Genomic DNA, 22,745 nt, shown 5'->3' on the forward strand with positions numbered 1-22,745 from the left:
CACGCCGCCAGCCGGGTAGCGCGTGCGCGGCCACGGACCGGATCGAAGCAACCGGCCAAGGCCAACGGGCGCCCGGCTCCAATCGGTCCCCCCAGAAATCCGTGCCGCCCGGCGCGCGCGAAACGCGACCCGGCCTTTCTCAAGGCAAAACGCCCCTCGCCCATCCAAGGACGGGTGATACCGAAAGCGGACGCGGTGACGAACCGGGCAACCATGCTGCATGCACTCCTGACAAACACCGGCCCCAACCAGCGCCGGCATCATCAAGCTACGCAGCCGCGCATTAAGCTTCGAGAGCGAAGCCGGGCTTCCAGCATTAGAATTGCATATAGGCGCTTGCTATTCCGGCAGGATCCGCACCCGCCGTTTGCCCCAATAGCTGAGATCGATGGAGAAATGGACCGGCACGCCCGCGCGGGTGAAGACCATCTGATCGCCTCGTCCGCCCTCGCCGGTGTAGCTGTAGGACCAGCCCTGCTTTTTCAGCGCCTCGCCAACCTTCATCACCGCCGACTGATCGCGGTCGTGCCAAAATGTGATCTGTCGAAAGCCCCCGCTGCCGTCGCCGCCGATCAGGTCCAGGGCTGCCTCGTACGGCCCCTCGCCAAGCAGCATCACACCCGACCGACGACACCGCAGGTGTCCGCCATCCATCCGAATACAGTTGTCGAAGCCGGCGCGCTTTGCATCCGCGAGCGTCCCCGCCACCGGCAGGTCTGCATAGGAAAGCGAGGGCGGTGGGGCGACGGGCGGGTCGCTTTGACAACCGGCGAGCAGAAGCGCGGCCGCAGCCGACGCGATACGCGAAAAACACCGGTCGGTCCGATCTGCGCGTGCCATGCTTTTCCCCTCGCGCAGCGGCTAGGCCGCCCGTGGTTCCGGTGCAAATGCCCGCAGGAACAGATCGACGATATAGTCGGCCTCCTCCTCCATCTCGGCTTCGCTGAACTGATAGCCGAGCATCGCGCGCTGCTGCGAGCCCATGCAAAGGCTGGTCAGCGCAAAGGCCGCCTTCAAAGGATCGGAGCGCCGCAGCTGCCCCTTGTGCATCGCATCTTCCAGATAGGCTGCCAACATTTCACGGGTACGCTGGGGACCACGCCGAAAGAAGATCTCGCCCATTTCCGGCGATCGTTCGACTTCCGCATGGATGACGCGATGCAGCTGAATCGCCTCACGTGAAGTCACCTTGCGCAACAGGCTACGGATGAACGCACACAGCGTAGCCTGCAGATTGTCCGACGGCACGAGCAGTTGCATCACCTGCTCGCGATACTCGCGCGTTACTTCATCGACGCAGGCGTCGAACAACTCTTCCTTCGACGCGAAATAGCTCCACAGCGTCCCCTTGGAACCGCCCAGTTCCGCAGCGATTGCCGACATGGAGACGCCGACATAGCCCTGCTCCATGAAATGACGCTTCGCGATCGCGAGGATCGCTGCACGCCGATCCTGCTTTCGCGCCTCACGCTTACCCATACACTTAGGTGTTACGATCTCCATAACCGTACTATAGGGTACGATTTTCTATTGACAAGAGCGAACGCGCCTCCCATTTGGAACTCGTACCCACTAGTACGGTTTTTCAGCACATGATGAGTCGTTTCCCGACAAGGCCCTTGTTGTTGTCCGCGGCTGCCGCCTCGGCGCTGGCGGCCTGTGCGCCTGTCCCCAATCTCGGCGCCCGACCGGAAATCCGTTCGGCGGACAGCTATGCGGCCAGCCAGTCCCTTGCAGGCAATACGCAAAGCCAGTGGCCCGTCACCAACTGGTGGACCGCCTATAACGATCCGCAGCTCAACGCATTGATGGACGAGGCCTTCCGTAGCGCGCCCGATCTCGCTGCGGCTGCCGCCCGCCTGCGCGCTGCCCAGGCCTATGCCGTGCAGGCCGGGGCCTCGCGCTTGCCCACGATCGATGCGAGCGGCTCCGCAGCGGCCAACAAGATCAACACCGGCGACGGCCTGCCGATCAAGATCCCGTCGGACGTGCAGACCATCGGCTACGGCACGCTGAACCTGGGCTTCGACCTCGACCTGTGGGGTAAGAACCGCGCCCAGTTCGCCGCCGCGACGTCGGAAGCGGAAGCGGCGCGGCTGGAGCTGGAGCAGGCCCGGCTGGCGCTGTCCACCAACATTGCCGCGGCCTATGCCGACCTCGCCCGCCTGGCGGCCGATCGCCGCGTGCAGGAGCGCGCCTTGCAGGTCCGGGTCGAGACGCAGAAGCTGGTCACCGACCGGGTGACCAATGGCCTCGAGACCCGCGCCGAGGAAAAGCAGGCAGCATCCGCCGTGCCGGCCGCCCAGGCGCAGCTCGCTGCGACGGACGAGGACATCGGCCTCACCCGCAATCGTATCGCCGCGCTGCTGGGTCAGGGTCCGGATCGCGGGCTCAGCATCGCCCTACCGGCAGGCCCCACCGAGGCGCAGGGCATTCCGGGCGACGTGACGACCGATCTGATCGGCCGGCGCCCCGACATCGCCGCCGCCCGCGCACGGGTCGAAGCCGCCGCCAGCCGGATCAAGGTCGCGCGCGCTGCCTTCTACCCCTCCATCCGCTTGAGCGCGCTGGCGGGCTATGGCTCGCTCGGCCTTGACAACCTTGTCAAAGGCAATGGCGCCTCCGTGCTCCAGGCAGGGCCCGCGATCAGCCTGCCGATCTTCCATGGTGGCGCACTGCGTGGCCAATATGCCGGCGCCCGCGCCAATTATGACGAGGCGGTCGCCAAATACGACAACAGCGTCACCACCGCCTATCATGAGGTAGCGGATGCGGTGACGAGCCAGAAAGCGCTGGCCACGCGACTGGATCTGAGCCGCAAGGCGCTTTCAGATTCCGAACAGGCCTATGCGATCGCGCAGCAACGCTATCAAGGCGGGCTGTCGCGGTTTCTCGATGTTCTGACCGCCGAGGAGAGGGTGTTGCAGAACCGCCAGATCGTTGCCGGGTTGGAAGCGCGCGCGTTCGCGCTCGACGTCCAGCTCGTCCGCGCGCTCGGCGGCGGCTTTTCCACCAACAATGCGGCGGTTGCCGCTTCCGAGGTACCGACCCATGGCTGATGCAGAACCCGGCATCCACTCCGCGCGCGGCGACGCCGCCGACCGCAAGGAGCCCGCTCCCACCCCGGCTCCCGTCGATGCGGATGACAGCCATCGCAAGTCGCTACGCAAGCGCCTGATGCTTGGCGTGGGCGGCCTCGTGCTGCTCGCCGGCCTCGGCTATGGTGGCTATTACATGGCGGTGGGCAGTCATTATGTGAGCACCGACAACGCCTATGTCGGGGCGGACAGCGCCAGCATAACGCCGATGGTGGCGGGGCAGGTGCTCCGCGTCGCGGTGGCGGACACGCAGACCGTCCACAAGGGCGATGTGCTCGTCCAGATCGACGACAGTGACGCCCGCATCGCCCTGGCCCAGGCCGAGGCGGATCTTGCCCGCGCCACCCGCCAGTTCGGCCAGACCTCGGCGACCAGCGAAGCGCTCGCGGCGCAGGTGCAGGCACGCGAGGCGGATATCGCCCGCGCCCGCGCGCAGGTGACCGCCGCGGAGTCCGATTTCGAAAAGGCCCGGATCGACCTCGGCCGTCGCCAGAAGCTCGCCCCCAACGGCGCGGTTTCCGGCGAAGAGCTGAGTTCGGCGACCAATGCCTTCCAGGCGGCCCGCGCCAATCTCGAACTCGCCAAGGCCGGTCTCGCACAGGCGACCTCGACCCGCGTCGCGGCCAGCGGCCAGTTGGCGGCGAACGATGCGCTGGTTCGCGGCACCAACGCCAACACGGCGCCCGAGGTACTCGCAGCCCGCGCCAAGGTGGAGCAGGCCAAGCTGGACCTGACGCGCACCACGATCCGCGCGCCGTTCGACGGCGTGGTCACCCGCCGCGCCGTGCAGGTGGGGCAGCGGGTCGCGCCGGGCGCGCAGCTGATGCTGATCGTGCCGCTCAACCAGCTCTATGTCGACGCCAACTACAAGGAAGGCCAGCTCACCCGCGTGAAGGTGGGCCAGCCGGTAAAGCTGACGTCGGATCTGTACGGCGGCGACGTTGAATATCACGGCCGCGTGGTCGGCTTTTCGGGCGGCACCGGCTCGTCCTTCGCACTGATCCCCGCGCAGAACGCCACCGGCAACTGGATCAAGGTGGTCCAGCGGCTGCCCGTGCGTGTCGCGCTGGATCCGAAGGAACTGCAGCAGCACCCGCTGCGGGTCGGCCTGTCGATGGATGCCGAGATCGATACCTCGGCCAAGTAAGGATTGCCTGCCATGAGCGGCCAGATGCAGCGCGGGGGCTTCCTGGAGGGGCCCTCGCTGATCCTCGCCGGCGTGGTGCTGGCGTTGACCAATTTCATGGTGGTGCTGGACACCACCATCGCCAACGTCTCGGTGCCGCACATCGCCGGCAGCCTGGGCATCTCGGCGAGCCAGGGCACCTGGATCATCACCTCCTACGCCGTCGCCGAGGCGATCTGCGTGCCGCTGACCGGCTGGCTTGCCGGCCGGTTCGGGGTGGTGCGGGTGTTCATCATCGGGATGATTGGCTTCGGCGTCTTCTCGGTATTGTGCGGCATGTCGACGACGCTCGGCATGCTGGTGGCCTGCCGCATCGGCCAGGGCCTGTGCGGCGGTCCGCTGATGCCGCTCACCCAGACCCTGCTGCTCCGCATCTTCAAGCCCGAGCAGCACGCGCAGGCCATGGGGCTGTGGGCGATGACCACGGTCGTCGCACCGATCCTCGGGCCGATTGCCGGCGGCACGATCAGCGACAACTGGTCGTGGCACTGGATTTTCTTCATCAACATTCCCGTCTGCGCGATCTGCGTCTTCGGCGCGATGCGCCTGCTTACCCGCGCCGAAACGGCGACCGAAAAGCTGCCGATCGACAAGGGGGGTCTTGCCCTGCTCGTCCTGTGGATCGCCGCGCTGCAGATCATGCTCGACCTCGGCCGCGAGCATGACTGGTTCAACGACGCGATGATCGTCTGGCTGGGCGTGATCGCGGCAGTCGGCTTTCTGGTGTTCCTTGCGTGGGAGATCACCGCGAAAAATCCGGTGGTCGATCTCAGGGTCTTCCGGCACCGTGGCTTCACCGTATCGGTCATATCCTTGTCCTTTGCCTTCGCGACCTTCTTCGCCTCGGCGGTCATCATTCCCCAGTGGCTTCAGTCCAGCCAGGGCTACACCGCCACCTATGCGGGCTATGCCACCGCCTTCTCCGGCGTGGCGGCGGTATTCATGTCGCCGGTCGTCGCGAAACTGTCGAAAAAGATGGACCCGCGCCTGCTGGTATCGTTCGGCATCCTCTGGCTCGGCCTGTCGGCGCTGCTTCGCGTCTACTGGAACAGCCAGGCGGGGTTCTGGACCTTTGCCTTCCCGCAGTTCCTGCAGGGATTCGGCATGCCCTTCTTCTTCATCCCGCTGACCACGCTCGCGCTGGGCTCGGTGCTGCCGGAGGAAACCGCCTCGGCGGCAGGCGTGATGAGCTTCCTGCGGACCATGGCGGGCGCGATCGGCACCTCGATTTCCACCAGCATCTGGGACGACAGCGCACGCATCGCGCGCAGCGAGATCGTCTCGCGGCTGAACACCGATCCGACGATGAACACGCTCACCGCGCAAGGCTTTTCGATCGGCCAGGTGCGCGCGGCGGTGGAACGCGTGGTGAGCCAGGAAAGCCTGACGCTGGCGACCACCCATGTCTTCCTGCTGTCGGCGATCATCTTCGTGTTCGCGGCCGGGATCATCTGGTTCACGCCACGCCCGCGCGGCAAGGTCGATACCAGCGCCGCCCACTGACCGCCGACGTTTTCGTAAGCTAATACAAAGACGAATAGCCCGTTCCAGCGATGGAGCGGGCTATGTGTCATAGATGCGACAGAAACGTTACGACATACGTCATTCGCGCATTGACATCCCCCGCCCCGCCGATAGCATCCTCATAACAAGCAAGAAAAAAATCCAGGGGTCGGATGTTTGAATCGGTGCTTTGATCAGAAAACGGGGTGATCAAATGACCGAACATCATGTACCAAGCGCTATCGCGGCGATCCGGATGCGCTCAGGCAGGGACTATATTCGCTGCCGGAGCGGTTTGCTTTCAACCGAATAATATAGTGTCGCACGCAGCCCGGGGATTTTACGTCCGGGTCGGAGTGGCATGATGCTCTGAATATTGGAAAGATGGAGCTATTTGCTTGCCGTCTTTCTCGCCCGGCCCGCGTCTTCGGCGCTCGGCCCAGTATGAACCCAAGCTCTGGCGTGACATTGCCGCGACCCGAAATTCCGCGCGGCGCGGTGACCTGCCGTCGCGTCTCGACGCGATCGCCCATGCGTACCCTGTGTCGGCTCCTTCCACCCGCTCGCCGCTGCGCTTTCGGGAACGGACATCCGTGTCCCACCGCGAGCCGACACCAAGCGACGAGAAAGACGAGAAAAAACAGACCGTATCCAGGAGCGAACGACAACCATCAGCCTTCGGGGGGCACGATCGAATGCATTTTCGCGAAACGGCATCGTTCACGGTTCTAGCCATCACGCTGGCGCTCGCCGCCACGCCTGCCTTTGCCCAAGACAGCACCGCACCGGCGCAGGAGGGCGGCGACATCATCGTCACCGGCACCCGTGTCACCGGCCTGCGCGCCGCCGACAGCCCGGCGCCGATCCAGCTGCTCTCGGCCGCCGATCTCTCCCGCACCGGCCAGCCGGACCTGGTCCAGGCACTCGCACAGAACCTGCCCAGCGTGCAGGCCCAGGCGTTCGGCAGCGATCTCCAGGCGCATAACCTGCAGATGAAGCTGCGCGGCCTGAGCCCCAACCACACGCTGATCCTGCTCAACGGCAAGCGCCGCCACGGCACCGCCAACGTTTCCGTCGCCGGAGGCCCCTATGGCGGCAGCGCGGCGCCCGACATCAGCTTCATCCTGCCGGACTCGATCGACCATATCGAAGTGCTGCAGGACGGCGCCGCCGCGCAATATGGCACCGACGCGATCGCCGGCGTGATCAACATCATCCAGAAAAAGGCCGATCACGGCGGCATCATCGACGTCACCGGCGGTCGCTATTATGACGAAGGCGGCAAGACCTACGCCTTCTCCAGCAATATCGGCTTTGCGCCGATCGAGAATGCGTATGTGAACATTACCGCCGAGAAGAAGCACAAGGGCTTCAGCTTCCGGGGCGACGTCAACCCGCAAGTCTTCGGGAACAGCGCCAACGCCACCAAATATCTGACGCTGTATCCGGCGATCAAGAACCTGCCCTATTACCCCTATACCAACCGCATCGAGGGCGATCCCGAGATCGACCAGACATCGGTGATGGTGAATGCGGGCTATGACTTCGGCGGCTTCGAATTCTACACCTTCGGCAGCTATGGCCACAAAAATGCCCGCGCCTATGAGAATGTGCGCACGCCGGACGTGATCACCAGCAAGGCGGGCGTACCCTTCTACCCGATGGGCTTCCAGCCGCTCGAGCGGATCAGCGAGACCGACTACGCCGTAACCGGCGGATTCCGCGGAACACTGGGGGACACGACCTTCGATATCGCCTCCACCTATGGCGATGATTTCGTCGGCGTCTATGTCGACAATTCGGGTAATGCCGCGCTCTACAAGGATACCGGCTTCACGCCGACCAACTTCCACAATGGCGACTTCAAGGCCAGCCAGTGGAGCAACACGCTCGACCTGACCCATGCCTTCGATATCGGCCTCGGCGATCCGCTGAACGTTGCAGCCGGCCTCGAATATCGCCGGGAGACCTATGGTATCGTCTCCGGCGATCCCGCCTCCTATTACGGCAGCGGCGCACAATCCTTCTTCGGCTACAGCCCGAACGATGCCGGGAATCACAGCCGCACCAATTTCTCGCAATATCTCGACATCAGCGTGAAGCCGGTCGACGCCTGGCTGGTCGATGGTGCGGTTCGGCACGAACATTACAGCGATTTCGGCGATACCACCGTCTTCAAGCTGACCAGCCGCTACGACATCTCCAAGGCGTTCGCGGTGCGCGGTACCGTCTCGACAGGCTTCCGCGCGCCGACACTGGCCGAAGGCTTCTATTCGGGCATCAACGTCGCCCCAAGCGGCGTTTCGGGCGTGCTACCGGCCAATTCGCCGGGTGCGAAGTCGCTGGGGTTCGGGGGCCTGAAGCCGGAGAAGTCGACGAATTTCAGCGCCGGCTTCGTCGTGACGCCAAGTCCGCACCTCAACGTGACGATTGACGCCTACTGGATCGAGATCCGCGATCGGATCCTGATCTCCAGCTCCTTCTACGGGTTCAACGGCAAATACTGCCCGCAGGGCTATGCCGGTTCGAACAAGGCGAACTGCGTCGCCTACAATGCCGACACCTACAACACCTACAACCAGCAGTCCGTCTACAACGCCGTCGCCACCGCGTTGGGCGGCACCATCCCCAGCTATGTGCTCACCGACGTCAACGGCGAGCGGAACATCGACGGCACCGTCTCGATCCAGACCTTCGTCAATGGCGCGAAGATGCGCACGCGCGGCGTGGATTTCGTTGCCAGCTACGACATGACGAGCCCGATCGGGGAGGTGAACTGGACCCTGTCGGCCAATTACAACGACAACAAGGTCAAGAGCATCGCCGCCCTGCCCTCGGCGCTGTACGTCAACAAGGCCAACCCGGCGCTGTCGGCCCTGATCAACAACTATACGATCATCGAGCTGGAGAACAGCACGCCCAAGTTCCGGGCCACCCTGGGCGCTTTCTGGGAATTGGGGCGGTTCAGCCTCAACTTCCGCGAGAGCTACTATTCGAAGGTCTACGCGCTGGAATCGACGCCGGGGAACAGCCCGCTCAAGGGGGCCGACCTCCAGGTGCCGGTCAACGCCGCCTTCATCATCGATCTGGAAGGCGGGGTGAAGATCACCGGTGGCCTCAAGCTCTCGGTCGGCGCGAACAACCTGTTCAACCATTATCCGACCAAGCGTTCCTTCGAGAATATCCGCGCGGCGCAGCTTGCCGCGGGGTCACGTTCCTATTCCTCCAACGTCTACCCGGCGATCTCGCCCTACGGGATCAATGGCGGATATTATTACGGCCGGATCAGCCTGAAATTCTGAACTCGCAGGGACCGGGTGCGCGCGCTCCCGGTCCCGTCCTCCGCGCGCAAGAACAAATCTCGGGAGTGCTGTGCATTGCTTACATCTTCCATGGACTGGCTGATCCCGCTGCTGGGCCTGCTGGTCGCGGGGCTCGCCGCAGGCTTCGCCGGCGGCGTGTTCGGCATTGGCGGCGGCTTTGTCGTCGTCCCTGCCTTGCTGCTGATGCTACCCCTGCTGGGGGGCGAGCATAGCCAGTACGCCCATGTCGCCATAGGCACCTCCGCGGCGACGATCATCATCACCTCGATCCGATCGGTGATGAGTCACCACAAGCGCGGCTCGGTCGATTTCGAGATCCTCAAGACCTGGGCCCCCTGGGTAGTGCTGGGCGACGGCATCGGCGTGCTGCTCGCGAGCCATGTCGACGGCCGGGTGCTGACCATGGTCTTCGCCACCGGCGTGCTGCTGATGTCGGTCAACTTCCTGGTGCCCAAGCTCGGCAACCGGGTGATCAGCGATCAGATGCCGGGGGGCGTCACCCGCGTCGCGATCGCCGGCGGGCTGGGCACCTTCTCGTCGCTGCTCGGCATCGGCGGCGGCACGATCGCGATCATGGTGATGACGCTGTGCGGGCGCTCGATCCATCGCGCAGTAGGAACGGCAAGCGGGATCGGCACGCTGATCGCGGTGCCGAGCGCGATCGGGTTCGCGATCATCGGGTTGCGCGAACCGGGGCTTCCCTGGGGTTCGCTCGGCTTCGTCAACCTGCCCGCCACCGTCGCCATCGCGAGCATGTCGATGCTCACCGCCCCGCTCGGGGTCGCAGCTGCCCATGCATTACAACCCGCGATGCTGAAGCGGGTATTCGGCATTTACCTCATCGTCATCGCGCTGGTGATGTTCCACAATGCGCTCAAGTTCTGACGCGCGTCTTCATAGGAAACAGGGAGACCTCGACATGACCATCCTCGAAACGCTCACGACGCCCGAACTCAGCGAAGACCTGCGTGGTCGCGGCTATTCGCGGCGCGACATGGCCCGCATCGCTGCCCTGCTCGGCGGCACCGTCGCAATCGGCCGGGCGACACCCGCCTTCGCCCAGCAATCGGCCAAAGCCGTCGTGGGCGCCGTGCGCATCGGATCGAACGAATGCTGGACCGGGCCGCTGCCCGCCGGCGCGAATGCGGCGATGAAGATCGTGACCGAAGGCAATCGCTACGAGCCGGACGACGAGCATGCGAAGCTGTTCGCCGCCGTTTCAGCGGTCGAGGGCCTGCCGGCCAGCCACATCAAGGCGTGGCCCGGCTCCAGCGACCCGCTCAACCGCGCCGCCGTCACCTTCGCTTCCCCGACGCGCGGCATCGTCACCGCCGATCCCACCTATGAACAGATCTGGCGCACTGCCGTCTGGATCGGTGCCAAGGTCACCAAGGCGCCGCTCGGGCCCCAGTACCAGCATGACGTCAAGGCGATGCTCGCGGCCGATCCGAATGCCGGGCTCTATTATGTCTGCTCGCCCAACAATCCCACCGGGACGCTGACCCCGATCGCCGACATCGTCTGGCTTGCCGAGAACAAGCCCAAGGACGCGGTACTGATCGTGGACGAAGCGTACATCCACTTCGCCGATGCGCCCAATGCCGCGAAGCTGGTGGCGAGCCGCGACGACGTGCTGGTGATGCGCACCTTCTCCAAGCTGTTCGGCATGGCCGGCATGCGCCTCGGCCTGACCTTCGCGTCGCCGGCATTGCACGACAAGATGATGCGCTATGACGGCTTCCAGGTGACCAACATGCTGCCGATGACCGCAGTCGCCTGCGGTACCGCCTCGATCCCGCTCGCCGCCGAGATCAAGGCGCGGCGGGACGAGATGATCGCCGTGCGCGAAAAGACCATCGCCCATCTCCAGAACCGTGGGCTGAAGGTGCTGCCGGGCAGCCACGCCAACATGTTCATGGTCGAATGGAAGGGGAAGGCGCCGAAGGAGATGATGGCCGCCCTGCTCGCCCAGAACGTGCAGATCGGCCGCTCCTGGACCGCCTATCCGACCATGTCGCGCGTCACCGTTGGCTCGGCGGCGGACATGGAGAAGTTCCGCATCGCCGTCGACAAGGTGCTGATGGCCTGAGGATTGCGGTGCCTGGCCCGCGCCGCCGCTCGGGGCGGCGCGGGTCCGTTGTCAGCCGAGTGGGGCGATCGGCAGCATCGCCTCGAACCGCGCGCCGCCCTCGCCTCCCAGCAGCGCCAGGTCACCGCCATGGGCGAGCAGAATCTGCCGGGCGAGCGCAAGCCCCACGCCGCTGCCCTGCGGCTTGGTAGTGAAGAACGGGCGGAAGATCGCCGCACGATCCTGCTCCGCGACGCCGGGGCCGTTATCCCAGACGTGCCAATAGGCGGCACGTTCGTCGCGCCACAGTGACAGGCCCACCTTCCCACCGTCTCCTTCGCCCACCGCCTCGGCGGCATTCTGGAGCAGCGCCCAGAGCGCGGCGCTCAATTGGTCGGCATCGCCGTGCAGACGCACCGGCGCTGCCGCCTCGTACGCCAGCGGCAGGGCCGGCCAGCGCGTGGCGAACAGGCGCGCCAGATCTTCCGCTCCCTCGCGGAGGTCGAGCGGCGCGAAGCGCGGTGCGGGCAACCGGGCCAGCGAGCGATACGCTTCGCCGAACCGCTGCAGCCCCTCTGCACGCCGCGCTACCGTCCCCACTGCATCGCGAAGCGCGGGAATCGACGGCGCTGGTTCCTCCAGCATGTCCGCGGCGGTGCGGCTCAGCGACGCGATCGGGGTGAGCGCGTTGACGATCTCGTGGCTCAGCACCTGCACCAGGTCGCGCAGCGTCGCCGCCTCGGCCGCCTTCAGTTCGGCATCGATGTCGATCAGTGCGGCGAGCCGGCTCTGTGCGCCGCCGAGCGCGAAGTCGCTGGTGGTGAGCGCATAGCTGCGCCCACCGATCGCCACCGTGGCCGCCCGGCCCGAGGCATCGCCGATCGCCTCGACCAGCAGCGCCGGCGGATCGGCGACGAGGTCCGCGGCCCCGAACAACCGCCGCGCCGCGCGGTTGATCGCGGTTAGCCGCCCCTCTCCGTCGAGCGTCACGATCGGTGCGGGGGAAAGATCGAGTAGCGCTGTCAGTCGCCGCTCGCGATGCGCGGGGTCGGGCGCGGGCATCGGCGCGGCCACCGGTACCAGCTTCGGCCGCTGCGCCTCGACGATCCCCGTCCCCAGCCCCCACAGCGCCGCCAACGCCGAAACCAGCGCGCTGGCGTAAAGCTCCGAGCTCCATGCGACGGCGAACGCGCCGCCCGCCACCAGCAGCAACATGCCGCGCAGCAGTGCCGCCCACCCCCGCATGGTCATGCTCGCCACCCCCTGCAAATCCCCCCGCCGCTTGCGGAAGGGGCAAAACCTCGCTCACAACCCATATTTCGCCATCCGCCGATAGAGCGCAGCACGGGTCAGCCCCAGTTCCGCCGCCGCCCGGCTGACGTTGAAGGCATGCCGCTTGAGCGCTGCGGCGACCAGCGTCGCCTCGCTACGCCCCAGATTGAGATCCGCCTTGATCGCCCGCGGCTCCGGCGTGTCTTCAGGCAGGGCCAGTCCCAACGCGGGGATATCGATGGCGTCGCCACCCCCGAGCAGCACCGCGCGCTCGATCGCCTGACGCAGGCCGTGCACGCCGTCGGGCCAGCTGTCGGAAGCGATCGCGCGCGCCGCTTCCTCCGCCAGCGGACGCGGGGGCTGACCGTACCGCCCCGCGTACAAGGCGCAGAAATGCCGGGCGAGCAACAGCGGGTCGTCGCCGCGGGCGGCAAGCGGCGGGAGGTCGATTTCGACGGTGTTCAACCGGAAGCGCAGATCGTCGCTCAGTGCAGCCCGGGTACCGGCACGATCGCGCCTGCTGGTGGAAAGCACGCGCAGTCCGCCCAATCGCCGCGCAAGTTCGGGCTGCAAGGTCGGCGCAAGCTGGTCCACTGCCTCGATCAACAGCGTTCCGCCGTCGGCCGCCGAGACCCGCGCCTCGATCGTCGCCAGATCGGCCACCGCCGCATCCAGCGTAACCAGCGGTCGATCGGCGCGGGCCGAGGCGCAGTGCAGCAACTGTGCCGCCAGCGTCTTGCCGGTGCCCGACGGGCCGGTGAGCAGCACTGCCGCATCGGTCGGCCCCACCCGCGCGATCAGGCCGCGGGCCGCCTCGATCGCGGGCGCCTCGCCGAGCAACAGCAGCGCCTCCTCGCCTGTCGGCGCCGGGGCCGCCGCCAGCTTCGCCCGGCGCAGCGCCACCGCGCGCTCCACGGTTGCGAGCAGCCGCTCGTTGCTCCACGGCTTGATCACAAAGTCGCTCGCGCCGCCCCGCATTGCCTGCACCGCCACGGCGATACCGCTATGACCGGTAACGACGACGACCACCGCGTTGCGATCGGCCGCGATCAGCCGATCCAGCATGCGAAAGCCTTCTTCCCCGCTGGTGCGTCCCCGCGCGAAATTGAGATCGAGCAGGATCGCGTCGACTGGCCCTTCCGCCAGCCGCACCCAGGCGGCGTTGGGGTCGGGCGCGCCAAGAACGCGCATGCCGTTCCGTTCGAGCAGCAATGTCGCCGCGCGGACAATGTCGGGATCGTCGTCGATTACCAGGATGGTCGGCGATTCGGATGACACAGGCTTGACCGCTCCAGTTGAGTGTTCGGAATCGGACACTAGCTTGGACATTGTTCGCCGGCCGCGCCAGCCCCTTATGAACTATCCATCATTATCAGCATCTTAGGATCACACGTCGGCGTATCGTACACTGTCCGCCATGGACGTTACGCCTCTTCATACCAATGGCGCCGCAATGGACCGGCGGATCGAGCGCCCCCATGCGCGCCGCCGCAAACTCGCCGTTCGCATCGGCGTCGGCCTGGCGGTCGTCGCCGCGGCGGCCGCGCTGTGGTGGTTCCTGCCGAGCTCGGGCAGCCTCGCCGTCGACGCCGCCACGATCCGCATCGCGCCCGTTACCCGCGCAGCCTTTGCCGACTATGTGCCGCTGCGCGCGCAGGTCGCCCCGCTCCAGACCGTGTACGTCACCGCGATCAGCGGCGGTCAGGTCGAGGCGCTGATCGCCAGCGACGGCCAGTCGGTCGCCGCCGGCGCGCCGCTCGCCCGGCTCGCCAACCCTACGCTCGCGCTCGACGTCGCCAGCCGCTCGGCCAACATCGCCGGGCAGCTCAGTTCGATCAGCGGCCAGCGCCTCTCGATCCAGCAAAGCCGCGAGCAGACCGAACGCGACATCGCGTCGGCCCGCAATGAACTCGCCAAGGCCGAGGCGCTGCTCCGCCAGAAGCAGATCCTGTTTGACAAGCAGATCGTCACCGCCGCCGCGGTCACGCCGCTGCGCGACGAGGTGGCGTACCAGCGCGCGCGCCTGACCGCGCTTACCCGCAGCGCGGCGGAGGCGGGCAAGATGCTCGCCGACCAGTCCACCGGCGTCGACGCCACCGCCGGTGAGCTGCGCGAGAGCCTCGCCATGACTCGCGCCGGCCTCGCTGCCTTGGTGGTGCGCGCGCCGGTCGCCGGGCGGCTGACCGCCTTCACCCTCCAGCCCGGCCAGATGATCAAGCCAGGCGACACGGTGGGACAGGTCGATTCCGAACGCGCCTGGAAACTGACCGCCGATATCGACCAATTCTATCTGGGCCGCGTGCGCACCGGCCTTACCGCCGTCGCCGATCTCGACGGGCGCAGCCTGCCGCTCACCGTGATCAAGGTGCTGCCGCAAGTCACCGAGGGGCGATTTCGTGTCGAGCTCGGCTTCAAGGGCGCCGCACCAGCGGGGCTGAACCGCGGCCAGACGCTAGACGTGCGGCTCACCCTAGGCGCCGATCGCCCCGCCGTGGTCGCGCCTTCGGGCGGCTGGCTCGACGCCGGCGGCACCACCGCCTTCGTGCTGACCGCCGACAACCGCGCCGTGCGACGGGCGATCACCACCGGCCGCCGCAACCCCGATCAGGTGGAAGTGACCAGCGGCCTCGCCCCCGGCGACCGCATCATCACCACCCCGCTCGGCACCTACGCCCCCTACCAGACCCTGCTGATCCACTAGGAGCCCGCCATGATCCAGCTCAACGCCATCCACCGCGCCTATCGCTCCGACGACGTCGAGACGACCGCGCTCGCCGAGATCGACCTGACCGTACAGGCGGGTGAATTCCTCGCGATCATGGGGCCCTCGGGCTGCGGCAAGTCGACCTTGCTCAATATCCTCGGCACGATCGACCGGCCGACCAGCGGCGCCTATCTGTTCGAGGGCGAGGACATCGCCAAGGTGCCTGAGGCGCAGCTGGCGAAGCTCCGTCGCGACCGGCTGGGCTTCGTGTTCCAGAGCTTCAACCTGATCGACGAGCTGACCATCGCAGAGAATGTCGCGCTGGCGCTGGCATACCGGTCGATGCCCGCACGCGAGAAGCGCGAGCGCGTCGACGCCGCGATGGATCGGGTCGGCATCGCGCATCGCCGCAACCACCATCCGCATCAGCTCTCCGGTGGCCAGCAACAGCGCGCCGCGATCGCTCGCGCGATCGTCGGCGAACCCAGGCTGATCCTCGCCGACGAGCCGACCGGCAACCTCGATACCGAGAACGGCGCGCAGGTGATGGACATTCTCACCCGGCTCAATGCCGACGGTGCGACGATCGTGATGGTGACCCACTCCCCCGCCCATGCCGATATCGCCAAGCGCACGGTGCACATGCTCGACGGGCGGATTCTGTCCGCCGTACGGCGGGCGGCGTGAAGCTCGATCGTGCGCTGACGATGCTGGTGCTGCTGCTCCTTGCCGTCGCCCTGCTACGCCATCTCTCCAAGACCCGCGAACCGGGAGTGACGCCATGACGTCTGCCTTTACGAGCTTCTACCGCTCGCTCACCCGCCACAAGCTGTTCGCCGCCCTCAACATCGGCGGGCTGGCGCTCGGAATCGCGGTATTCCTGGTGCTGGGCCTGTTCGTGCGGTTCGAGACGGGGTTCGATCGCTGGATCCCCGGCGCCGACCAGCTCTACATCATCCAGGAAACCTACCACATGCCGGGCTACCCGGAGAGGCCGAGCCCGTACAGCATGGGGGCCGAACTCGAGCATCTCCGCGCAGATTATCCGCAGTTGGTCGGGACCCGCTTCTGGCCGCTGGGCGGCATCGTCCGGCAAGGTGCCGTCAGCAGTTCAGAGGAACTGACCGCGGTCGATCCCAACTATTTCCAGCTGATGCCGCTGCCGGTGACCGCCGGCGACCCCACTAGGGCGCTTGCCGATCCCGACACCATGGTAATCACCCAGCGGGTCGCGACCACCTATTTCGGCACTCAGTCGCCGCTGGGACGAACGCTCTCCATCGTGATCGGCGACAAGACGTACAACTACCGCGTCGGCGCGGTGATCTCGGACAACCGCAAGGACCAGAGCCTGACCTCCGAAATCTACGTGCCGATGAACCGCGCCCGGTTCGCCAACGAATGGTTCGATCATTGGGGCAGCACGTCGCTTACAACCTTGTTGCGGTTGCCAGACGCGGCCGCGGCCAGGGCGTTCGAGGGGGAGCTGCACCGCTTCGCCGAGCGCCGGGTGTTCGGCGACAACATCAAGAAAGGCGAATGGAGTCAGTCGCTGCGGCCGCTGACGGCGCACCATCTCTTCGATCGTGCGGACAGCGCGGTGGTGACCACGCTCGGCGCCGTTGGCGCGTTGACGCTGCTGATCGCGATCGTCAACTATATCAACCTGGCCACGGCCCGCGCCGGGCTGCGCGCCCGCGAGGTAGCGGTGCGCAAGGTGCTGGGCGGCACCCGTCGCGCACTGATGCGCCAGTTCCTGATCGAGGCGGTGGCGACAGTTGCCCTGGCCGCGCTGATCGGCCTGGCGCTGGCGGAGCTGGCCCTGCCCTTCCTCAACAGCCTGGGCGGGTTGAACCTATCGATTCATTATTGGGGCGAGGACAGCATCGTGCCCGCGCTGATGCTGCTCGTGGTGGCGGTCGGCGGGATCGCCGGCCTCTATCCGGCGGCGATACTGGCCGGTTTCCGCCCTGCAGCCGTGCTGGCCTCGGCCCGCGCGCCGGGAGGCGGCATTGCCGGTGCCCGCCTGCGCGCCGGCCTCGTGATCGTCCAGTTCGCTATCGCCATCGCCTTTGCGATCGGCACGACGGTGATGCTGGCGCAGACCGCCCATGTCCGGGCCGCCGATCTCGGCTTCCGGCGGGACGGACTGTACGTCGTCCGCTCCTTCTATTCGGATTCGCTGGGGCCGGACCAGAAAGCGGCGCTGCTACGCGCCTTCGCGGCCGTGCCCGGCGTGACAGGCGTGACCACGGCCGAGAATGCGCCTGGCGACCAGAACATGACCAACCACACAACGATGTTCCAACCCGGCAAGGAATCCACGATCAAGCCGTCGCTGATGCATGTGCAAGTAGGCGACAACTATTTCGATACCTTCGGGGCGCGGATTATCGCCGGTCGGGTGTTCGAGCGGGCACATCCGGGGGATGACTTGGCGCTGCGCACCAAGGGGAGCAACACACCCTACAGCGTGGTGCTCAACCGCGATGCCGCCGCGAAGCTGGGCTTCCGGAGTCCGCAGGAAGCGATCGGCAAGCCTCTGGACGGCAACGGCGCTATGACGGTGATCGGCGTGGTTGAGGATCTGCGCTTCCGGGGTCCGCGCGAACAGGTGGGCGGAGTCGTCTACCGTTTCAGCACCAAGGCTTTCACGGGTGCCTTCGCCACCATCCGCTATACCGGCAATCCTCGCACCACTGCCGATGCGATCGAAGCAGCTTGGAAGCGCATCGCACCGGCCGAGCCGTTCAGCGGTCGCACCGTCGAAGAGAATCTCTACAAGCGCTATTACGAGCAGGACACGCAGCGTACTCGCCTGTTCACCATGGGTGCGGTGCTGGCGATCGCGATCGGCTGCATCGGTCTCTACGGCCTCGCGGCGTTCGACACGACGCGGCGGATCAAAGAGATCGGCATCCGCAAGGCGCTGGGCGCCTCCACCCGCAACGTGCTCCAGCTGCTGGTCACGAAGTTCCTGCGCCCGGTGCTGTTCGCCAACCTGATCGCCTGGCCGCTCGCCTGGGTGGCGATGCAGCGCTGGCTGTCGACCTTCGACGATCGGATCGGCCTGTCGCCGGCCTATTTCCTGCTCGCCTCGGGGCTGGCCGTGCTGATCGCCGTCGCCACCGTGATCGGCCAGTCCTGGCGCGTCGCCCGCGCCGAACCCGCCCGCGCGCTGCGCTACGAATAAGGATCGCTGGATGCACCGCCTCGCCTGGCTCGCCCTGTATCGTTCGTTCACCCGGCACAAGCTGTTCACGCTGGTCAACATCGGCGGGCTGGCGCTGGGCGTGGCGGTGTTCCTGATCCTCGCGCTGTTCGTCCGCGCCGAGACGACGTTCGATCACGGCGTGCCGGGCTGGGACCGGACGTGGGTCGTGCGTCGCACGCTGCAATTCCCCGGCGCCAACGAAGTCAACATCCCGTCGCGCCGCGAGATGCTGGCCCAGCTCCAAGCGGATCATGCCGGCTTGACCGGCACGCGGCTGCAGCTGGACGATGCGGCGCTGCAGCTCGGCAACGGCAGCACCAGCGTCAAGCTCGGCCAGGTCGACGCCAACTACTTTGCGCTGTTTCCTTTTCCCGTCGTCGCGGGCGATCCGGGCGCGACGCTGCGCACCCCCGACGGCGTGGTCATCACCGAACGGATCGCGCAGAACCACCTGCCCGGCGGCGCGCCGATCGGCCGCATGCTCAAACTGACCGTCGATGGCGAGCAGCGCCAGTTCCGCGTCGGCGCCGTCGTGCGCCTGCCCAAGGCGATGAGCCTTGCGGGCGACCTCTTCCTTCGCCTCAGCCCGAATGCGTCGCCTTTCGGCAAGGGCATGGGCCTGCAGACGCTGCTGCGGCTCGACCCCGCCGACGCACCTGTAGCCACCCGCCTGGTCGAGCGGTTCGACCAGCGCCATCCCGATCCCAGCCTGACCGGCGTCGCCAGCCGCTTCCTCCTGACCAACCGCCTCGTCCCGCTCGGTTCGCTGCATCTCCAGTCGCCGCGCGACCGTATCGTCGTGGCGACGCTGGGACTGGTCGGGTTGCTCGCGCTGCTCGTCGCGATCGGCAACTATGTGAACCTGGCCACCGCACGCGCCGGCCTGCGCGCCCGCGAGGTGGCGATGCGCAAGACGCTGGGCGCCACCCGCGGCGCGCTGATCGGCCAGTTCCTCGCGGAGTCACTCGCCACCACCGCGATCGCCGCGCTGCTCGGCCTCGCGCTGGTCGAAATCGCGCTGCCGCTGGTCAACGCCATCGGCGGCACCGATCTGAAATTGCAGTATTGGGGCGGCGAGACGATCCTGCCCCCGCTGACCGCGCTGGTCGCCATCGTCGGGCTGATCGCCGGCGCGCATCCTGCCTTCGTCCTGTCGCGATTTCGCCCGGCGACAGTATTGGCAAGCGCCGGGGCAACCGGCGGTGGCCGCAGCGGGCGGCGGCTTCGCGCGACGCTGGTGGTGCTGCAGTTCGCCATCGCGATCGCACTGATGATCGGCACCGGCGTGCTGCTCGCGCAGGTCCGCCATGTGCAGACCGCCGATCTCGGCTTCGACCGGCAGGGGCTGGCGATGCTCTCCTCGTTCGGCGACGCGGGGCTCGATTCCGCGCAGCGCCGCGATCTGGCCGCCGCAATCGCCGCGCTACCCGGCGTCACCGGCGTCGCCCAGTCCTCGATCGCGCCGGGCGGCGGGAGTTTCGGCATCCTCGAGATGCAGCGCGAGGGCGGCGGGGGCGACAAGATATCGGTGATCCAGGCATCGATCGGTCCCGGCTTTTTCGGGCTCTACGGCGCGCGACTGCTCGCCGGCCGCTGGTTCGATCCGCGGCGCTTCGCCAGCGACGATGCAGGCGAAGGCAAGGTGCATGCGGTGCTGCTCAACCGCACCGCGGCCGCCCGCCTCGGCTTCGCCACGCCGGCGGGCGCGATCGGCAAGGTCCTGACCGGCAGCACCGCACCGCAGACGGTAATCGGCGTGATCGACGACCTGCGCCTGATGGGCCCGGTCCAGCCGGTGGAGCCGCAAGCCTATGCCCTGCAGGGCACCGGCCTGACCGCGCCGGTCCTGAGCCTGCGCTACGCCGGCACCGACAGTCGCGCGGTGCTCGACCGGGTCGAGCAGGTCTGGCGCCGCGGCGCGCCCGCCGTGCCGCTCAAGGTACAGACGGTCGACCAGATGCTCTACGAAACCTATGTCCGGGCGGATCTTGAACGCGCCCGCCTGTTCACCGCCGGTGCCGTACTCGCCGTGCTGATCGGCTGCATCGGCCTCTACGGCCTCGCCGCCTTCGATACCGAACGACGCATCAAGGAAATCGGCATCCGCAAGGCGCTCGGGGCCTCGACGCGCGACGTGCTCCAGCTGCTGGTCGCCAAGTTCCTGCGACCGGTGCTGCTCGCCAACCTGATCGCCTGGCCGCTCGCCTGGGTGGCGATGCAGCGCTGGCTCTCCGGCTTCGACGACCGGATCGCGCTGACGCCCTGGTATTTCCTGGCTGCCTCGGCGCTGGCGGCGAGCATCGCGGTGCTCACCGTGCTGGGCCAGTCGCTGCGCGTCGCCCGTGCCGAACCCGCCCGGGCGCTCCGGTACGAATAGGAGGGACCGCAGCGGCCAGCGCGCTTGCCTGAACCAAACTCGCGTCGCTATCGTTACCCATACATGTTGGCATTTCTCGATTTCGAGGCGTCTTCGCTCGGCAAGCGCAGCTATCCGATCGAAGTGGCGTGGGTGTTCGAAGACGGTCGCTCCGAAGGCCATCTGATCCGACCGGCGCCCGATTGGGAGGATTGGGATCCCGCGGCGGAAGCGATCCACCATATCCCCCGCGCAACGCTGCTGGAATCCGGCGAGCCGCATGCGGCGGTGGCCCAGCGGATGGTCGAGCAACTCGCCGGCCACGATCTCCGGGCCAGCGCCCCGTCCTGGGACGGCAAGTGGCTCAGCACGCTCCTGCGCGCCGCAGGGCTGCCGCGTAATAGCCTGCGGCTCCGCGATAGCGACGATGCCCATCGCGACGCGGCGCGTGCCATGCTCGCCCCGCACCTCCCGCCGGAGCTGTTGGAGCCGACCGTCGAGGATCTGCTCGTCCACACCGAGATGCGGGATCGCAGCGCCGTCGCCCACCGCGCGCTCGCCGACGCGGAAGCCGAACGAGGGCGATGGCTGGCCGTTCGCGAAGCGGCCGCCGCGCATCTCGCCGGGCGGTGAGCGTTGGGCGGAGGAAACCCGGCGGCGCATCCGGTCACGCCCGACGGCCGCTATTTCGTCGTGCGTGGGCGATTGTGGCGCATGTCCGATCCGGCGCTGGCGGAGAAGGACCGCGCGACACTGGTGGCGACGTTGATGGCCGCACGTCGCGCGGTTGGTGCCGCACGGCGGTCGCAGGACGAAGCGGCAGAGGCAACAGCCCATGCCGCCGTGGACCAGGCGAAGCGCGCGCTCGGCGAGCGCGGCCCGCCTTGGTGGCAGGACGGCGCCCCGGACTATAACCGACATTTGGCGCGCAACACGCCCTACGCGGCATGGTTCGCAGCGATCGGCGCATGACCTGGCGGCGGGCGGCCTGCCCGCTCCAACGCCCCGCGGACGCCCTTCGTCAGGCGCTCAGCAGCTGATTTCTTCCGTTTCGCTTGGCGCCGTACAGCAGCCGATCGACATCCTCGCAAAAGTCCCGCGCCAGCGCGCCTTCCAAAGGTGTCACCGTGCTCACCCCCAGGCTGGCGGTGACGAACGGGCTGCAATCCGAAGCGGCGTTGGGGATCTCGAGCCCCTCGACCGCGCGGCAGCAGCGCCGTGCGATTTCCAACGCCACGGACTCGTCGGTGTCCGGCAGGAGCAGCACGAACTCCTCTCCGCCGAACCGCGCGATTACGTCCTCCTCGCGCCCAAGCGCCTTCAAAGCCGCAGCCACTGCCACGAGGCACTCGTCGCCATGGAGATGGCCGTAGCGGTCGTTGAAACCCTTGAAGTGATCGATATCCAACAGGATCATCGAAAGGGGTCGGCCCGACCGGCGCGCCGCTTCCCAATAGGTTTCGAGGCGCTCGTCGAAGCGTCGGCGGTTGGCGATGCGGGTCAGCCCGTCCTCGAACGACAGGGCCTCCAGCTTGCGCTGCATCTTGGCGAGTTCCTGCTCGATCCGCTTGCGTTCGCTGATGTCGAACATGAAGCCGATCAGGCTTTCGACCTCCCCTTCCGCGTTGCGCACCACGTGCACGACGTCGCGGATCCAGACAAAGCCGCGGTCCTGCGTCAGCGCACGATAATCGGCCTCGTGATCGACGCCCGCGATCGACTGCGCAACGCAATAGTTGACCACATGCTCCCGATCATCGGGATGGATACGCGAGGCCCAGTCCTCCACCGACACCCAGCTGTCCTGCGGCCAGCCAAGAAGCGCCGCGATCTGCGGGCCGATATAGGCAAAGCGCATCGTCGCCCAGTCGATCTTCCACGGAATTGCGCGGGTCGATTCCAGGAGCGTCCGATAAACGGCATCCTCCGGGCCGGAGCTTGCCCGGGCGGGCCCAACGGCGGGCTCTGCCGCGACATGGTCGATTTGAGCATTTCTGTGCGGCATCACGTTCTTGTCCATT

Annotated in this window: 17 protein-coding genes; 12 read left to right on the plus strand and 5 right to left on the minus strand. The window is 66.8% G+C overall.

Annotation, left to right across the window (positions count from 1 at the left end; genetic code table 11):
• Positions 1–339: 339 nt before the first annotated feature.
• Complete coding sequence (locus A7X12_RS22735; protein ID WP_064313726.1) at positions 340–840, minus strand: hypothetical protein; 501 nt, start codon at positions 838–840, stop codon at positions 340–342.
• Positions 841–861: 21 nt separating this feature from the next.
• Positions 862–1,479 (minus strand): TetR/AcrR family transcriptional regulator, encoded by a 618-nt coding sequence (locus A7X12_RS22740; RefSeq protein ID WP_232318657.1) that lies wholly within the window; start codon positions 1,477–1,479, stop codon positions 862–864.
• A gap of 113 nt (positions 1,480–1,592) precedes the next feature.
• On the opposite strand from A7X12_RS22740, the gene A7X12_RS22745 reads away from it, so the two are divergent.
• The 6 genes from A7X12_RS22745 to A7X12_RS22770 all read left to right on the plus strand — a co-directional run bounded on the left by A7X12_RS22745 (position 1,593) and on the right by A7X12_RS22770 (position 11,199).
• On the plus strand, positions 1,593–3,059 hold the full coding sequence (locus A7X12_RS22745) for an efflux transporter outer membrane subunit (RefSeq protein ID WP_198162155.1): 1,467 nt from the start codon (positions 1,593–1,595) through the stop codon (positions 3,057–3,059).
• The gene (locus A7X12_RS22750; protein WP_064313728.1) at positions 3,052–4,245 is read left to right on the plus strand and encodes an HlyD family secretion protein; all 1,194 of its coding nucleotides are present in this window, start codon (positions 3,052–3,054) and stop codon (positions 4,243–4,245) included. Before A7X12_RS22745 ends, A7X12_RS22750 begins: the two co-directional genes overlap by 8 nt.
• A 12-nt stretch (positions 4,246–4,257) precedes the next feature.
• Positions 4,258–5,787 (plus strand): DHA2 family efflux MFS transporter permease subunit, encoded by a 1,530-nt coding sequence (locus A7X12_RS22755; RefSeq protein WP_084445970.1) that lies wholly within the window; start codon positions 4,258–4,260, stop codon positions 5,785–5,787.
• 695 nt (positions 5,788–6,482) lie between these two features.
• Positions 6,483–9,089, plus strand: coding sequence for a TonB-dependent receptor plug domain-containing protein (locus tag A7X12_RS22760; protein ID WP_064313729.1), 2,607 nt, complete (start codon positions 6,483–6,485; stop codon positions 9,087–9,089).
• A 90-nt stretch (positions 9,090–9,179) separates the two neighbouring features.
• Positions 9,180–9,995: a sulfite exporter TauE/SafE family protein gene (locus A7X12_RS22765; RefSeq protein ID WP_064313730.1), complete on the plus strand. Its 816-nt coding sequence runs from the start codon at positions 9,180–9,182 to the stop codon at positions 9,993–9,995.
• 34 nt (positions 9,996–10,029) lie between these two features.
• Positions 10,030–11,199: a pyridoxal phosphate-dependent aminotransferase gene (locus A7X12_RS22770; protein ID WP_064313731.1), complete on the plus strand. Its 1,170-nt coding sequence runs from the start codon at positions 10,030–10,032 to the stop codon at positions 11,197–11,199.
• Between the two features lie 51 nt (positions 11,200–11,250).
• On the opposite strand, the gene A7X12_RS22775 is transcribed toward A7X12_RS22770, so the two are convergent.
• Both A7X12_RS22775 and A7X12_RS22780 read right to left on the minus strand, forming a co-directional pair.
• The gene (locus A7X12_RS22775; RefSeq protein WP_064313732.1) at positions 11,251–12,429 is read right to left on the minus strand and encodes a sensor histidine kinase; all 1,179 of its coding nucleotides are present in this window, start codon (positions 12,427–12,429) and stop codon (positions 11,251–11,253) included.
• Positions 12,430–12,483: 54 nt separating this feature from the next.
• Positions 12,484–13,728, minus strand: coding sequence for a sigma-54-dependent transcriptional regulator (locus A7X12_RS22780; protein WP_064313733.1), 1,245 nt, complete (start codon positions 13,726–13,728; stop codon positions 12,484–12,486).
• Between the two features lie 175 nt (positions 13,729–13,903).
• Between A7X12_RS22780 and A7X12_RS22785 the strand changes: the two genes are divergently transcribed.
• The 6 genes from A7X12_RS22785 to A7X12_RS22810 all read left to right on the plus strand — a co-directional run bounded on the left by A7X12_RS22785 (position 13,904) and on the right by A7X12_RS22810 (position 21,696).
• Positions 13,904–15,151 carry an efflux RND transporter periplasmic adaptor subunit gene (locus A7X12_RS22785; protein ID WP_064313734.1) on the plus strand — a complete coding sequence of 416 codons (1,248 nt, stop codon included), beginning with the start codon at positions 13,904–13,906 and terminating at the stop codon, positions 15,149–15,151.
• A 9-nt stretch (positions 15,152–15,160) separates the two neighbouring features.
• Entirely contained in the window at positions 15,161–15,841 is a 681-nt protein-coding gene (locus A7X12_RS22790) for an ABC transporter ATP-binding protein (RefSeq protein WP_064313735.1), read from the plus strand.
• A gap of 94 nt (positions 15,842–15,935) precedes the next feature.
• A complete protein-coding gene (locus A7X12_RS22795) occupies positions 15,936–18,347 on the plus strand; it encodes an ABC transporter permease (protein ID WP_064313736.1) in 2,412 nt (803 codons plus the stop codon).
• A gap of 10 nt (positions 18,348–18,357) precedes the next feature.
• The gene (locus tag A7X12_RS22800; protein WP_064313737.1) at positions 18,358–20,745 is read left to right on the plus strand and encodes an ABC transporter permease; all 2,388 of its coding nucleotides are present in this window, start codon (positions 18,358–18,360) and stop codon (positions 20,743–20,745) included.
• Positions 20,746–20,808: 63 nt separating this feature from the next.
• Positions 20,809–21,357: a 3'-5' exonuclease gene (locus A7X12_RS22805; protein ID WP_064313738.1), complete on the plus strand. Its 549-nt coding sequence runs from the start codon at positions 20,809–20,811 to the stop codon at positions 21,355–21,357.
• An 81-nt stretch (positions 21,358–21,438) separates the two neighbouring features.
• Entirely contained in the window at positions 21,439–21,696 is a 258-nt protein-coding gene (locus A7X12_RS22810; RefSeq protein ID WP_064313763.1) for a hypothetical protein, read from the plus strand.
• A 49-nt stretch (positions 21,697–21,745) separates the two neighbouring features.
• Here A7X12_RS22810 and A7X12_RS22815 read toward each other — a convergent pair whose 3' ends face one another.
• On the minus strand, positions 21,746–22,729 hold the full coding sequence (locus A7X12_RS22815) for a GGDEF domain-containing protein (protein WP_084445991.1): 984 nt from the start codon (positions 22,727–22,729) through the stop codon (positions 21,746–21,748).
• Positions 22,730–22,745: the final 16 nt, after the last annotated feature.

Origin of the sequence: Sphingomonas sp. TDK1, from assembly GCF_001650735.1 — a bacterium.
GTDB lineage: Bacteria > Pseudomonadota > Alphaproteobacteria > Sphingomonadales > Sphingomonadaceae > Sphingomonas.

Excerpts from the sequence above, each read along its gene's own strand:
- A7X12_RS22740 (WP_232318657.1), bottom strand. The coding sequence starts at position 1,479 with ATGGGTAAGCGTGAGGCGCGAAAGCAGGATCGGCGTGCAGCGATCCTC.
- A7X12_RS22815 (WP_084445991.1), bottom strand. The coding sequence starts at position 22,729 with ATGCCGCACAGAAATGCTCAAATCGACCATGTCGCGGCAGAGCCCGCC.
- A7X12_RS22745 (WP_198162155.1), top strand. The coding sequence starts at position 1,593 with ATGATGAGTCGTTTCCCGACAAGGCCCTTGTTGTTGTCCGCGGCTGCC.
- A7X12_RS22750 (WP_064313728.1), top strand. The coding sequence starts at position 3,052 with ATGGCTGATGCAGAACCCGGCATCCACTCCGCGCGCGGCGACGCCGCC.
- A7X12_RS22735 (WP_064313726.1), bottom strand. The coding sequence starts at position 840 with ATGGCACGCGCAGATCGGACCGACCGGTGTTTTTCGCGTATCGCGTCG.
- A7X12_RS22760 (WP_064313729.1), top strand. The coding sequence starts at position 6,483 with ATGCATTTTCGCGAAACGGCATCGTTCACGGTTCTAGCCATCACGCTG.
- A7X12_RS22765 (WP_064313730.1), top strand. The coding sequence starts at position 9,180 with ATGGACTGGCTGATCCCGCTGCTGGGCCTGCTGGTCGCGGGGCTCGCC.
- A7X12_RS22770 (WP_064313731.1), top strand. The coding sequence starts at position 10,030 with ATGACCATCCTCGAAACGCTCACGACGCCCGAACTCAGCGAAGACCTG.
- A7X12_RS22755 (WP_084445970.1), top strand. The coding sequence starts at position 4,258 with ATGAGCGGCCAGATGCAGCGCGGGGGCTTCCTGGAGGGGCCCTCGCTG.
- A7X12_RS22810 (WP_064313763.1), top strand. The coding sequence starts at position 21,439 with ATGTCCGATCCGGCGCTGGCGGAGAAGGACCGCGCGACACTGGTGGCG.
- A7X12_RS22775 (WP_064313732.1), bottom strand. The coding sequence starts at position 12,429 with ATGACCATGCGGGGGTGGGCGGCACTGCTGCGCGGCATGTTGCTGCTG.
- A7X12_RS22785 (WP_064313734.1), top strand. The coding sequence starts at position 13,904 with ATGGACCGGCGGATCGAGCGCCCCCATGCGCGCCGCCGCAAACTCGCC.
- A7X12_RS22790 (WP_064313735.1), top strand. The coding sequence starts at position 15,161 with ATGATCCAGCTCAACGCCATCCACCGCGCCTATCGCTCCGACGACGTC.
- A7X12_RS22805 (WP_064313738.1), top strand. The coding sequence starts at position 20,809 with ATGTTGGCATTTCTCGATTTCGAGGCGTCTTCGCTCGGCAAGCGCAGC.
- A7X12_RS22800 (WP_064313737.1), top strand. The coding sequence starts at position 18,358 with ATGCACCGCCTCGCCTGGCTCGCCCTGTATCGTTCGTTCACCCGGCAC.
- A7X12_RS22795 (WP_064313736.1), top strand. The coding sequence starts at position 15,936 with ATGACGTCTGCCTTTACGAGCTTCTACCGCTCGCTCACCCGCCACAAG.